The 13,104-nt window shown below is 46.5% G+C and carries 10 protein-coding genes; 3 read left to right on the top strand and 7 right to left on the bottom strand.

Features of this window, described 5'->3' with window-relative positions; translation table 11 throughout:
- Window positions 1-284 precede the first annotated feature (284 nt).
- A complete protein-coding gene (locus ACNKW2_RS05960; RefSeq protein ID WP_419147732.1) occupies window positions 285-1,805 on the top strand; it encodes a CYTH and CHAD domain-containing protein in 1,521 nt (506 codons plus the stop codon).
- 117 nt (window positions 1,806-1,922) lie between these two features.
- Window positions 1,923-2,768, top strand: coding sequence for an HDOD domain-containing protein (locus ACNKW2_RS05955; protein WP_419147731.1), 846 nt, complete (start codon window positions 1,923-1,925; stop codon window positions 2,766-2,768).
- Window positions 2,769-2,815: 47 nt separating this feature from the next.
- Here ACNKW2_RS05955 and metK read toward each other — a convergent pair whose 3' ends face one another.
- On the bottom strand, window positions 2,816-3,967 hold the full coding sequence (metK, locus tag ACNKW2_RS05950; RefSeq protein ID WP_336567271.1) for a methionine adenosyltransferase: 1,152 nt from the start codon (window positions 3,965-3,967) through the stop codon (window positions 2,816-2,818).
- 382 nt (window positions 3,968-4,349) lie between these two features.
- Between metK and tkt the strand changes: the two genes are divergently transcribed.
- Window positions 4,350-6,341 (top strand): transketolase, encoded by a 1,992-nt coding sequence (gene tkt / locus ACNKW2_RS05945; protein WP_419147730.1) that lies wholly within the window; start codon window positions 4,350-4,352, stop codon window positions 6,339-6,341.
- A 104-nt stretch (window positions 6,342-6,445) separates the two neighbouring features.
- On the opposite strand, the gene ACNKW2_RS05940 is transcribed toward tkt, so the two are convergent.
- The 6 genes from ACNKW2_RS05940 to surA all read right to left on the bottom strand — a co-directional run bounded on the left by ACNKW2_RS05940 (window position 6,446) and on the right by surA (window position 13,100).
- Complete coding sequence (locus tag ACNKW2_RS05940) at window positions 6,446-8,461, bottom strand: methyl-accepting chemotaxis protein (protein WP_419147729.1); 2,016 nt, start codon at window positions 8,459-8,461, stop codon at window positions 6,446-6,448.
- A 213-nt stretch (window positions 8,462-8,674) separates the two neighbouring features.
- Window positions 8,675-9,472 (bottom strand): symmetrical bis(5'-nucleosyl)-tetraphosphatase, encoded by a 798-nt coding sequence (locus tag ACNKW2_RS05935; RefSeq protein WP_419147728.1) that lies wholly within the window; start codon window positions 9,470-9,472, stop codon window positions 8,675-8,677.
- Between the two features lie 162 nt (window positions 9,473-9,634).
- Window positions 9,635-10,024 carry a Co2+/Mg2+ efflux protein ApaG gene (gene apaG, locus ACNKW2_RS05930; protein WP_419147727.1) on the bottom strand — a complete coding sequence of 130 codons (390 nt, stop codon included), beginning with the start codon at window positions 10,022-10,024 and terminating at the stop codon, window positions 9,635-9,637.
- Window positions 10,008-10,814, bottom strand: coding sequence for a 16S rRNA (adenine(1518)-N(6)/adenine(1519)-N(6))-dimethyltransferase RsmA (gene rsmA, locus ACNKW2_RS05925; protein WP_336567265.1), 807 nt, complete (start codon window positions 10,812-10,814; stop codon window positions 10,008-10,010). The genes apaG and rsmA overlap by 17 nt, the downstream gene beginning before the upstream one ends.
- Window positions 10,811-11,803 (bottom strand): 4-hydroxythreonine-4-phosphate dehydrogenase PdxA, encoded by a 993-nt coding sequence (pdxA, locus tag ACNKW2_RS05920; RefSeq protein ID WP_419147726.1) that lies wholly within the window; start codon window positions 11,801-11,803, stop codon window positions 10,811-10,813. The genes rsmA and pdxA overlap by 4 nt, the downstream gene beginning before the upstream one ends.
- Before the next feature lie 4 nt (window positions 11,804-11,807).
- The gene (surA, locus tag ACNKW2_RS05915) at window positions 11,808-13,100 is read right to left on the bottom strand and encodes a peptidylprolyl isomerase SurA (RefSeq protein WP_419147725.1); all 1,293 of its coding nucleotides are present in this window, start codon (window positions 13,098-13,100) and stop codon (window positions 11,808-11,810) included.
- Window positions 13,101-13,104: the final 4 nt, after the last annotated feature.

The following is a 13,104-nucleotide window of genomic DNA, read 5'->3' as shown; positions in this document are numbered from 1 at the left end:
TATTCTTTTCGGACGTAAAGTTAACAAAATAGTAGGGATTTCGCCGCTTAATAGCAAGAGCTAGTTGCCTTTATGGCCATTGCAACAGCAGGTAACTGAATAATTTTATTGTGCTTTTAAGCTAAGTGGCAACGCCCTATTAGAATCTAAGTGACAACAGGGCTGCCATGCTTATTGATTTGACGCATATTAATGCTTATTTCTATCGGATAAAAAGATTGCAAAGCCCGTCACCTTTGTATATTTTGATCCTCCCTTAGACAAATAGGTAAAACAAAGCCCTAATGGATACTGAAATAGAACTGAAATTCTTGGTTTCAGATAATGAAGTTCCGCGGATCCCTGCACTAATTACCCAGTTTGCAAAAACGGTCACCAACAAGCCTGCGAAAAACCTTACCAATGCGTATTTCGATACCCCAAATCGTGAGTTACGAGCGTTAGACATAGGGTTAAGAACGCGTTGTTGTAATGATGACTGTGAACAAACCATAAAACTGGCAGGGGAGGTCGTTGGTGGGCTCCATCAGCGCCCCGAGTACAACTTACCTATTCAGTCAGGCCGTCCTGATCTCCATGCGTTTGATGCCAATATTTGGCCTCATGGTATGCAGTTGGAGTCCATAGCCGACAACATTTACCCGATTTTTAGCACCAACTTTATTCGCCGCACCTGGTTAATTGAAACCGATTCAGGAAGCCAGATTGAAGTGGTGTTAGACAAGGGCGAGATTGCCGCCAATGGCCAGGTTGAAGCCATTAACGAAATGGAAATCGAGCTGGTTGAAGGCAGTCGCGAAGATTTATTTTTACTTGCCGATCACCTCATTAAACAAGCTGGAATGCGCTTAGGGCTTTACTCAAAGGCGGCCAGAGGCTATCGCATTGCCGACGACAAACCGTTAAAGTCCGATCGCTTTATTGGTTTTGTGCCACTGCAGCAAAACGTCACGCAAGAGCAGGCCTTAATTGCAGCAGTGAGCTATGGCATTCAGTTCGTGCAAAAGCATGAGCAATGTTACTTTAACAAAGCAAGTTTACGCACATTGAAGCGCGTGATTGACGGCATTGCCTTGATCCGCCATGCGTTTTGGTTATTCGACGACATTGTAGACAAGAGCTCCACCGAACAGATTCGCAATGAATTGAAGTGGTTACTGTCTGAGCTGGCGTGGGTTGAGAACGCCATCCACCTTAAAACCTACACCTCTAAGCGTCATGCTTACTATAAAAAGCTCAATCAATTTCCAGAGTTGGCGCAAGTTATTAATGATTTAAAAGACGTGCAACCCACCGCCACCGACATCGAAGACTTATTTCACTGCACCCGCTATAACCGCTTAATTTTGTCACTGACACGATGGCTAGTAGATAAAGCATGGCGTAAGAACTGGGATCAAAAAGCCATGACGGCGGCAGAAGCCTCGGTAAAAGACATTGCTGCTAAGCTGTTTGATAAAGATTGGCACGACTTAAAAGCCTTATTACCGGAAGACAGTACCCTAACACAGCAAGATTATTTGCAAGTTCGGGTGAAACTGGAAAACACCCTGTTAAGCGGTAACTGCTTAGGTAAGCTGTACGATAAAGAGGCGCGTAAAGAGTTCCGCACCCCATGGATTGATATTGTCTATGGTATTTATGAGCTAGAAACGTTGGCGTATTTACACCAACTGTGCCAAAGCCAAAACTCAGAGGAGTTGCAAGAGGTTCAGTCTTGGTTACTGCAAAAGTCCGAGTTTCTCATCAGTGCCATGGAGCAAAGCCGACAATCGTCGATGAACAGCGAACCTTACTGGACATAAAGACACGCTTTATAGCAGTGGCTTACGCCACTGCTTATGTCAGCAAAAAACTAATTTAATTTCTCACATTTATTTTTGGCTGAGCTAAACTTTTTATATCCATCTTGAGGTACTCCAATGATAGATATAGATGAAAAAGTCCTTAGCGACCTGCGTGGTGGTTTTAACCTACCTGCCAAACCAGAAATTTTACAAGCACTGCAAAATGAACTGGCAAAACCCGAACCTGAACTGATTGCCGTGGCTGCTATTGTTGCTGCGGATGTTGGGGCATCAGCGGCGGTATTAAAGGTCATTAATTCTCCCGCCTATGGTTTGGCCAGAACTATTACCGATATCAAGCAAGCTGTAATGTTCTTGGGGGTAACTTGCATTACCCAGCTGGTGACGGGGTATTTACTGAAAAATGCTTTTGACCAGTCGAAATGCTGTATTTCGTTGCAGCAGTTTTGGGATAACGCCGCTGACATTTCACAGGCTGCTATGGTGATAGCGCGTTATTTAAAGTCGGCGGTGCCCGCTGAAAACCTCCAGCTGCTAGGGTTATTTCATGACGCTGGCATTCCAGCCATGGCGGTAAAGTACCCAGACTACAACGAAGTGTTCACTTGCTCTATTGAGCGCCCTGAACAAACCTTAGTGTATTACGAAGAGCAGCGCTATCCAGCTCCCCATACTGTGGTGGGATACTTTTTAGCCAGCTCTTGGAACCTACCAAAAGAAACCTGTCAGATGATTTTACGTCACCATGATGTTAGCTATTTAGACGAGTCACATGGGCTAGAGTATTCGCAAACCTTTGCGGCGTTGAAATTAGCAGAAAACCTCTGCTTTGAAGCTAAACACTTTCGCAGTTGTGCTGATTGGTATGTATTTCGTGACAAAGTAATGGTGGAGCTCAACCTCAGTGAGGACGAGTATCAAGATTTAAAAGACGACATTAATGATCTTTTTATCAACTGAAACAAAAAAGGCGCCATAGGCGCCTTTTAAAAACTTATTTGCTGGGGTTAAAGACCCGCAGCTTGACGCAGAGCGTCGGCTTTGTCTGTTGCTTCCCACGGGAACTCGTCGCGACCAAAGTGACCGTATGCCGCCGTTGGCTTGTAAATCGGACGCTCTAAGTTCAGCATACTTAGCAGGCCGTATGGACGCAGGTCGAAGTGCTCACGTACTAAGGCAATGAGGCGATCTTCTTCCAGTTTACCAGTACCAAAGGTTTCAATGCTAATTGAAGTTGGCTCAGCCACGCCAATCGCGTAAGACACCTGTAGTTCACATTTATCAGCTAACCCAGCCGCAACGATGTTTTTCGCTACGTAACGTGCTGCGTATGCTGCTGAGCGGTCAACTTTTGATGGATCTTTACCAGAGAAAGCACCACCACCGTGACGTGCCATACCACCGTAGGTATCAACGATGATTTTACGGCCGGTTAGACCACAGTCACCCATAGGACCACCAATTACGAAACGGCCTGTTGGATTGATAAAGAATTTAGTAGCGTCAGTGATAAGCTCTGCTGGCAGTGTTGGCTTAATAATGGTTTCCATTACCGCTTCCACTAAGTCGTCTTGTGACACTGAGTCACAGTGTTGTGTTGAAAGCACAACCGCATCAATACCTACTGCTTTGCCATTTTCATAAGCAAAGGTGACCTGCGACTTAGCGTCAGGACGAAGCCAAGGTAGAGTGCCGTCTTTACGTACTTGTGCCTGACGCTGAACTAGACGGTGTGAATAGGTGATCGGTGCTGGCATCAGCACATCCGTTTCATTACAGGCGTAACCGAACATTAAGCCTTGGTCACCGGCGCCTTGCTCTTCAGGACGAGCGCGATCAACGCCTTGGTTGATGTCCGGAGACTGCTTGCCAATGGTATTTAAAATTGCACATGAGTCGGCGTCAAAACCCATATCTGAGTGGGTGTAGCCGATTTCGCGCACGGTTTTACGAGTGAGTTCCTCGATATCAACCCAAGCACTGGTAGTGACTTCGCCACCTACCATTACCATGCCGGTTTTTACATACGTTTCACACGCAACACGTGCTTTTGGATCTTGTTCAAGGATGGCATCGAGTACCGCATCAGAAATCTGATCGGCAATCTTATCCGGATGACCCTCAGAAACAGATTCAGAAGTAAATAAATGTTTTGCCATTGTATTTATGCTCACAAATATTGCGCTTCACAGACATCAGGAACAGCGCTAAAAAATTAAGGAGTTCATTGTAACCAATAAACCATATTGTTGACCAGCTATTTTACGCCTAGACGTCCAAAATGGTTTAATCTTTTTTTGTCAGTGCAAAAAGTCGAATTTTGGCCATTTTTATGACTTTTGCCGTTGCACATCGCCATACAAATAAGTAAGAATGGGCTGATATACCCAAGTGCCCTCAAGTTACTTCACTGTTTAAGAAGCCCGCGAGCAAGCGACATCAATACGCGTAGCGGTTCGTTAATGAAGTGCTTGGGCATAAGCCTGTCGAGGGTATTTAGGTATTACATCCCGCGAAACACATATAAAGGTAGGAGAATTCATGCCATCTCGCAAAGAACTTGCTAATGCAATTCGCGTTCTTTCCATGGACGCAGTACAACAGGCCAAGTCTGGTCACCCTGGAGCCCCTATGGGCATGGCTGACATCGCGGAAGTACTTTGGCGCGACTTTTTAAAACATAACCCTAACAACCCAGAGTGGTTTGACCGCGATCGTTTTGTGCTGTCAAACGGCCACGGTTCAATGCTGATTTATTCACTACTGCATTTATCTGGTTATGATTTATCAATCGACGATTTGAAAAACTTCCGTCAGTTGCATTCAAAAACCCCAGGTCACCCAGAGTATGGTTACGCCCCTGGTATTGAAACCACTACGGGTCCATTAGGCCAAGGGATCACCAATGCAGTGGGCATGGCGATTGCCGAAAAAGCACTAGCAGCGCAGTTCAACCGCGACGAGTATGACATTGTAAACCACTATACCTACACCTTCTTAGGCGACGGCTGTTTAATGGAAGGTATTTCCCATGAAGCTTGTTCACTGGCAGGCACATTGGGCTTAGGTAAGCTCATCGCATTTTGGGATGACAATGGCATTTCAATCGACGGTGAAGTCGAGGGCTGGTTCAGCGACGATACGCCAAAACGTTTTGAGTCTTATGGCTGGCATGTTATTGCTGACGTGGATGGCCACGATAGCGACGCCATTAAAGCGGCCATTGAGGCGGCACAAGCTGAATCGGATAAGCCGACGCTTATTTGTTGTAAAACCGTCATTGGTTATGGCTCACCTAATAAGTCAGGCAGCCACGACTGCCACGGTGCACCGCTAGGTGATGATGAAATCAAAGCAGCACGTGAATTCCTTGGTTGGAAACATGGCGCATTTGAAGTACCAGAAGATGTATATGCTAAGTGGGATGCAACATCACGTGGTCAAAACCAGCAAAGCGAGTGGCTGATTAAGTTCACTGAATACCAAGCGCATTATCCTGATCTAGCTGCCGAGTTTGAGCGCCGTATGAAAGGCGAGCTACCGGCTGATTGGTCACAAAAGACAGAGCAGTATATTGCCGAGCTACAAGCAAACCCTGCCAACCCAGCGACGCGTAAAGCATCACAAAATGCCCTAAACGCGTATGGCCCAATTTTACCTGAGTTTATGGGTGGCTCTGCTGACCTTGCAGGTTCTAACTTAACCCTTTGGGATCAGTCAAAAGGGGTTACTGCAGAAGATGCTTCAGGCAACTACATTTTCTATGGGGTGCGTGAGTTTGGTATGTCGGCCATCATGAATGGCATTGCCCTGCATAAAGGCTTTATTCCTTACGGTGCTACTTTCCTAATGTTTATGGAATACGCTCGTAATGCGGTGCGCATGGCGGCACTGATGAAGCAAAGAAGTATTTTTGTTTATACTCACGACTCAATTGGCCTAGGTGAAGATGGTCCAACTCACCAACCAGTAGAGCAAATGGCCAACCTTCGCACTACGCCTAACCTGACTAGCTGGCGTCCATGTGACCAAGTTGAATCAGCGGTAGCATGGCAGCAAGCGGTTGAGCGGGCTGACGGTCCAAGTGCGTTGGTATTTACGCGTCAAGGCCTAGAGCAGCAGCCGCGCAGTGCTGAGCAGGTAGCAGCGATTAAGAAAGGTGGCTATGTACTGTCGTGCGATGGCGAGCCAGAAATTATCTTGATTGCAACAGGCTCAGAAGTTCAGCTTGCTGTGGAATCAGCCGAGCAGCTGCGTGCTAGCGGTAAAAAGGTACGTGTTGTGTCTATGCCATCGACTGACGTATTCGATGCGCAATCTGCTGAGTACAAAGAAAGCGTACTGCCAAGCGCGGTAACACGTCGTGTTGCCATTGAAGCGGGCATTGCTGACTTCTGGTACAAGTACGTTGGCCTAAATGGCGCAATTGTTGGCATGACTACCTTTGGCGAGTCAGCACCAGCAGGCGAGCTGTTCAAGCTATTTGGCTTTACCGTAGACAACGTAGTAGAAAAGGCCAATGCCTTGTTCTAATGCCAATGCCATCAGTCCAGCCTAACGCTGGACTGTATCAATGAGCAAAAAGGTATAAAAAAACCCATGCATTGCATGGGTTTTTTTGTTGCTTGATTAATTCATTACACCTTGAACTGATCCACCGATAACCGCAGTTCTTCGGCAAGTTTTGCCACCTCCGAGCTCGAGATAGAGGTTTGGCTTGCGCCTTCAGCGGTTTGCTCGGCAATCGTAACGATAGACTCTAAGCGCTCGCTGATCTCTTGTGCCACTTGTTGCTGCTCATTAGCGGCGCTGGCAATCTCTTCACTGACGTCATGTGCTTGTGATACCGCGGTGGTAATGGAATTAAGGGCTTCGTCAGCGAGGTCACTTTGGGTAACACAAGACTCAGCCTGTTGCTTGCCTTTTGACATGGCTGATACGGCTTCTTCGGCACCCGACTGCAGCGACTCAATCATTGACTGAATTTCTTGCGTCGACTCTTGGGTTTTGCTGGCCAAAGAACGCACTTCGTCGGCCACGACCGCAAAGCCTCGGCCTTGTTCACCGGCACGCGCGGCTTCAATAGCGGCGTTAAGCGCCAGTAAGTTCGTTTGCTCGGCAATGCCACGGATAACATCCAAAATACCGCCAATAGAGGCGCTGTCTTGGTGTAACTTGTTGATCACCGTTGAAGCTTCTTCTACTTCGCGAGCAAGCTGCTCAATGGTGTGTTTATTTTCTTGCGAAATGCCTTTAACACGTTCTGCTTCTTTATCAGCATTTTTGATTTCTTGTAACGCTTGGTGCGCACTATTACTGACACCATGAGAGGTGCTGCTCATTTCTGTGGTTGCTGTCGCCGCTTGCTCAACTTGAGCTTGCTGGTTCTTAATTGCTTGGCTCGACTCGGTGGTGATAGTCGAAGTCTCTTCAGAGGCAGCAGCCAATTGCGTAGAGCGTGAAACAATACCGGTAATAAGCTCTCGTAAACTTGTGATCAGGGTATTACAGCTGCGCGACAGTTCACCAAATTCATCTTTGGCTGAATCATCTAAACGCTGAGTCATGTCGCCACTGGCCACAATGTTTAACACACGGTTGACTTCAGAAAGCGGGGTAGTGATGCGACTCACGGTAATGTAAGCCACAGCCACTGCCATTAAGGTGGCGACTGTCATACCAATCCAGGTCCACAGGTTAGCCGTGCCTACGTCGTTTCTTACACCCTCTTGCAGGTCAAAAGCAACGTCGCTGGCCTGACTCAGTAATTCGTCTAGCTGTTTAAGTGCCGCTTGGGTGGTTTTCTCAGCGTCATTTAATTGTTTACGGGTTTGTTCTTGAGCCAGTATTAGGCGTTTTTGGTTTTCGCCAATGCTATTACTGCCAATGATCAGCTCTTTTAAGGTGCTGAAATAGCCTTCTAGGTCACTTAACAGGGCATCATCTAAACTACTCACTGGACCACGCATTAACTCGATGTTGCCTTCGATTTCTTCAATCACAAAGCGTTGCTCGTTACGAATAATTTCGAGGGTGTTCAAGTCTTGTATGGTGAGCATATCGTTGGCACTGGTGACGATAGAGGTAAAGTTAGTCTCCATCTTAGTGGCCGCTTGATAGGCGCGTTGATCGGCGGCTTCCAGGCCGTCTAAATCGATGATATCAACCGTGACCATAGTGGCATCTTCTGCGGCGATGTCGACTTCAAACAGTTGATCTTTCAATCGGTTTTTAAGAGATAGCTCAGAAGACTTTTCCGTCACTAGGCTATTCATGGCTTTCACAAAGGCGGTGTAACTATTGCCAACTTGGCGGCTACTGGCCGATAACTGCTCATCGTTTGAAACCACATCTTGTAATTGCGAGTAGGTTTTATCGAATATTTTTTGGCGCTGAGCAAACTGCTGCTTTAACTGCGCTAGCTCGTCTTCAGTGCGGGCATAAAAACTACCCTGAGCCATTTTACTCATTACCGTAAATTCAACCTTAAGCTCTGAGCTTTTTGCCAGCGCAGGGAGAGAAAGGTTATTTACTTGTTGAGTAGAGTTGTCAATGTTAGCAATTCTTAATAGAGAATTGCCCCCGATAAGAAGAAGCAACAGGGTGATGGTGATGAAACCACCCCAAATTCGTTGGCTAACAGTCAAGTTCATGGCTTTCCTACAAAATTTACAAAGCGATATGAGTACTTATCGGTTTTATTGCTGATAAGTTAAGTATTTTATAGCAGATGTGACTAAAAATTTCAGTAAAAAAGGCCGTAATACAAAAATTAACGCCCAGAGGGGAGGTAAATCTTGGTTACCGGCAAATATGTACCTTATTTCTCAGAAATTAAAACGTTATACTTTGGCATAGAATTAAGCTTAACGTTGCTGGTAAAACGCACCGGTTTTAATGTTCATTAACGTCATTTCGCCGCCCCAAACACAACCGGTGTCTAAGGCGATGATGTTGGGCTTATTGGTTTTGCCTTCTAATGCAGCCCAGTGACCAAACAACACCCGCACTTGGGGTGGCAGTTGGCAAAGCTCAAACCAAGGCACTAGGCCTCCAGCTTTGTCTAACCCCGACTTGTTATTAAGCTCAAGATCGCCCTCTGGAGTGAGAAAGCGCATGCGCGTAAAGGTATTAACTATGGCTTTAAACTTATCTTTATCGTCTAGCTGAGTAAGTGCCTTAGTGGGGTGATCACCATACATATGGCGATAGAAGTCTGTGGCGTCAGGACCTTGATACATCGACTCGGCAAATTTGGCGTACTCGCAGGCTTGCTCAATGCTCCAATGTGGGTGTAGCCCGGCGTGAGAAATAAAGGTTTGCTGCTTTTGCAGCCAAATCGCCAGTGGTTGAGCGCGCAGGAACTCGGCATAGGTATGGCACTTAGGGCTGGCAAATAACGGCGCTAGCTTATCTTTTGGGTTGGGTGATTTATTTAACGCTAGGCAGGCTAAAAAGTGCAAATCGTGGTTGCCTAAGGTAATACTTACAGCGCCCGCGTTATTATGCAAAAATTCTAAGCAAGCCAGTGAGTCTGGCCCTCTGGCAATGATATCGCCAACACAATATAAGTGATCTTGGCTGGGGTTAAAATCCACCTGATCGAGCAATGTCACTAATTGGGTGAAGCAACCTTGAATATCGCCTATTGCATACTTTGCCATTTTGAACCTTTTTACGTTGTAATACCAACTCGCTTAATTAAGCGCTCAATTTGAGGGAGTATTAATGCAAGTTGGTATAAGCTCGCGAGGTTAACTTGCTCCTACCACAGGGTTTGCCTCGCGAAGTTACTCGTGACTAAAAAAGCTTTTCTAAAGTAGGTGTTAATGCAAGATGTTAGGGCAAGAAAGCCTGAAGACATCAATAGGCGCCTTGAATTCGTTACCAAATTCATTACGCATCACGTAGTAGCCTTCCATGGTGCCCACAGGCGTGTCTAACACGGCGCCACTGGTGTACTTGTAACTCTCTCCAGGGCGAATGGTAGGTTGCTCGCCCACCACACCTTCACCTTCCACCTCAGTTTCTTTGCCGTTGGCATCGGTGATCAGCCAATAGCGGCTGTGTAACTTAGTGTTACACAGGCTGTGGTTTTTAATGGTGATGGTGTAGGCAAACACATACTTGTCTTTCTCTGGCTGTGATTGCGCTTCAACATAAAAGGTTTCTACCGATACTTTGATAGGGGAGCCCATATTAGTTTGCGTTGTCATAAATCCAATTGGCGATATTGATAAATTGATTAAGAGACAGGTTTTCTGCGCGCAGTGTGGGGTCTATGCCTAAATCGCGAAGCTGTTCTTCGGTTAATAGGTTAGACAAGCTGTTGCGCAACGTTTTACGGCGCTGATTAAACGCCTCTAAACACACTGTGTTAAGAATTTTTGTGCTTTTTGCTGTGCGTTGCTCCGGCGACTTAGGCACTAAGCGTACCACTGCGGAGTCCACTTTCGGCGCTGGTTTAAAGCAGCTAGGCGGCACTTCAATCACAGGAATGGCATGACAGTAATATTGCGTCATCACGCTTAAGCGACCAAAGGCTTTACTACCTGGGCCCGCAACCATGCGATTAACCACTTCTTTTTGCAACATAAAGTGCATGTGTTCTACGTCATCGGCAAACTCGAACAAGTGGAATAGCAAGGGAGTGGAGACATTGTAAGGCAAGTTACCGAAAATTTTCAGTTTACCACCGTCTTTCAGTAACGATGCAAAATCAAACTTCATGGCATCGCCTTGGTGTACCGTTAGCTTAGGTCCCAAAAATGGGTGGTGGATCAAGCGCTCAGCAAGATCTTTATCCAGCTCCACAACCGTTAGCTGACCGCTAAGGTCACACACCGGCTCAGTGATTGCACCTAAGCCTGGCCCAATCTCAACCAGATTATCTTCCGGTTTAGGGTCTATTGCGGTGACAATCTTATCGATAATGTTGTTGTCGTGAAGAAAGTTTTGACCAAAGCGTTTGCGCGCTCTGTGTCCTAAATGTACTTTATCTGTCATGCATTCTGTGCTTTTTTCGTTGCGAGCTGAATTGCTTCTCGGATCGCTAATTCAAAACTACCCACTTCTACATCCCCAGTGCCTGCCAAGTCTAATGCGGTGCCATGATCCACCGAGGTACGAACAAAAGGAAGGCCTAAGGTAATGTTCACTGAGTTACCAAATCCTTTATATTTTAACACAGGTAAACCTTGATCGTGATACATTGCCAGCACCGCATCGGCATTATCTAGGTATTTCGCTTGAAATAGGGTGTCCGCCGGCAGTGGCCCAACTAAATTCATGCCTTGGCTATTAAGCATTTCTAGAGTGGGTTCAATCACTTCAATTTCTTCACGGCCTAAATGACCGCCTTCACCAGCATGGGGATTAAGACCACATACTAAGACCTTAGGCTGTTCAATGCCAAATTTGGTCTGTAAGTCGTGATTAAGAATATTAATCACCTTGGTTAAGCGCTCTGGGGTAATGGCCTTAGCAACGTAAGCCAAAGGAATGTGGGTGGTGACCAAAGCAACACGCAGACCTTGGGTGGCTAACAGCATGACTACGTCGGCGGTGTCAGACTGCTGCGCAAAATACTCGGTATGGCCACTAAAGGAGATGCCGGCTTGGTTGATGATGCCTTTATGCACCGGACCGGTCACTACGGCGGCAAAAGTGCCGTCCATGTTCTTTTCCGAAGCGATTCTAAGCGTTTCTAATACGTATAAACCATTGGCGTCATCCAGTTGACCAGCAACCACGTCAGCGCCTTTATCCACTTGCAGGTAATAAAGCGACCCTGCAGGCGCCACCGTGGGCGCCGCGGTTTCATCAAAGGGCAGCAAGGTTATCTGCTCACCAAGTTCTTGAGCGCGCTTTTCTAAGATGCTTTTATCGGCAACCGCAACCAGTTGCGCAGGCCACTCATGTTGAGCCAGTTTGATCACGAGATCGGGGCCAATGCCCGCCGGCTCGCCCGGTGTGATTGCGATTCTAAGCGTCATGGTATTATTCCGCCGTCATGATTTGGATATGTGCTTGTTCACGCATTTCTTTAATCCATTTAAAGCTTTCTTCTTTAAATTTACGATTAAATAGCAGGCGGTGAGCACGGTTCTTTTTGGCCTGTTCGGTTTTATCTGCCACGCGTTTGTCTAATAGCTGCACAATATGCCAACCGTAAGAGCTTCTGAACGGTTCACTGATTTCATTTTTTTCTAATGACATTAATGCATCTCTAAACGCAGGCACATAGGTGGTTGGATCAGTCCAATCGTATTCGCCGCCTTTAAGCGCAGATCCTGGGTCCTCAGAGTGCTCTCTGGCAAGCTCGGCAAAGTCGGCTTCGCCAGCACGAAGGTCTTTAACGAACCCTGCTAGCATGGATTTGGCTTTTTCCTCACTGAGAATAATCGATGGCTTAATCAGAATGTGGCGTGAGCGCATTTCTACCGTTTCAACCACTTCTCGACCGCGAATATCTTGTACTTTCAAAATGTGGAAACCGGCACCAGAGCGCAGCGGGCCTACAATTTCTTCTTTTTTCGCACCTTTTACGGCCTCAGCAAATAGCGTTGGCATTTCATTGATGCTCATAAAGCCCAATTGACCACCATCAAGCGCCTTTGAGCCACTTGAAGAAGCAATGGCGATGCGTTTGAAGTCTTTGCCGTCTTTTAAAAATTCAATAACGTTGTCAGCACGCTCTCGTGCGTCTTCAACTTCCTCAGCTGTTGCTTTACTCGGAATTTTGATCAGAATGTGACCTATATCGTACTCTTCACTACCACCACCTTGCTCACTAATTATTTTTTGCAAATTGGTAATCTCTTGTGGGCTGATATAGATCCGACGGTCAACATTGGCACGTCTTACTTGGCTGACGGTGATTTCTTTTCTTACTTCTTCTCGATAGGCTTGAAAGCTCTCACCACTGGCTTCAATTGAGCGTCGCATATCGGCAATGGTGGCACCTTGCTCGCGGGCAATGTTAGCTAAGGTTTGGTCCAGTTGGGCATCGGAGATTTGCATGCCCATACGCTCGCCTAGTTGTAACATCAACGATTGCTCAATAAGCCTATCAATTGCTTGCAAGCGTAGGGTTTTTTCACTGGGTAATTGTGTGCCTTGTTGCTCTGCCTGTTCTTTTACGCGGTTGATGATTTGTTCAACCTCGCTTTCTAGTATCACGCCTTCGTTGACGGTAGCAACGACGCTATCTAATTTTACTCGCTCGGCATGAGCCGGAGATAATAAACTAACGCTCAATGACGCAGCTAATAACAACTTTTTTAAATTCATACGG

This window comes from Pseudoalteromonas 'SMAR' (genome assembly GCF_048515945.1).
Taxonomy (GTDB): domain Bacteria; phylum Pseudomonadota; class Gammaproteobacteria; order Enterobacterales; family Alteromonadaceae; genus Pseudoalteromonas.
Note: the sequence above shows the minus strand (reverse complement) of the source record. Positions and strands in the feature narration are given on the sequence as shown.

Coding starts and splice junctions, on each gene's coding strand:
- ACNKW2_RS05960 (WP_419147732.1), top strand. CDS start 285: ATGGATACTGAAATAGAACTGAAATTCTTGGTTTCAGATAATGAAGTT.
- ACNKW2_RS05955 (WP_419147731.1), top strand. CDS start 1,923: ATGATAGATATAGATGAAAAAGTCCTTAGCGACCTGCGTGGTGGTTTT.
- metK (WP_336567271.1), bottom strand. CDS start 3,967: ATGGCAAAACATTTATTTACTTCTGAATCTGTTTCTGAGGGTCATCCG.
- tkt (WP_419147730.1), top strand. CDS start 4,350: ATGCCATCTCGCAAAGAACTTGCTAATGCAATTCGCGTTCTTTCCATG.
- ACNKW2_RS05940 (WP_419147729.1), bottom strand. CDS start 8,461: ATGAACTTGACTGTTAGCCAACGAATTTGGGGTGGTTTCATCACCATC.
- ACNKW2_RS05935 (WP_419147728.1), bottom strand. CDS start 9,472: ATGGCAAAGTATGCAATAGGCGATATTCAAGGTTGCTTCACCCAATTA.
- apaG (WP_419147727.1), bottom strand. CDS start 10,024: ATGACAACGCAAACTAATATGGGCTCCCCTATCAAAGTATCGGTAGAA.
- rsmA (WP_336567265.1), bottom strand. CDS start 10,814: ATGACAGATAAAGTACATTTAGGACACAGAGCGCGCAAACGCTTTGGT.
- pdxA (WP_419147726.1), bottom strand. CDS start 11,803: ATGACGCTTAGAATCGCAATCACACCGGGCGAGCCGGCGGGCATTGGC.
- surA (WP_419147725.1), bottom strand. CDS start 13,100: ATGAATTTAAAAAAGTTGTTATTAGCTGCGTCATTGAGCGTTAGTTTA.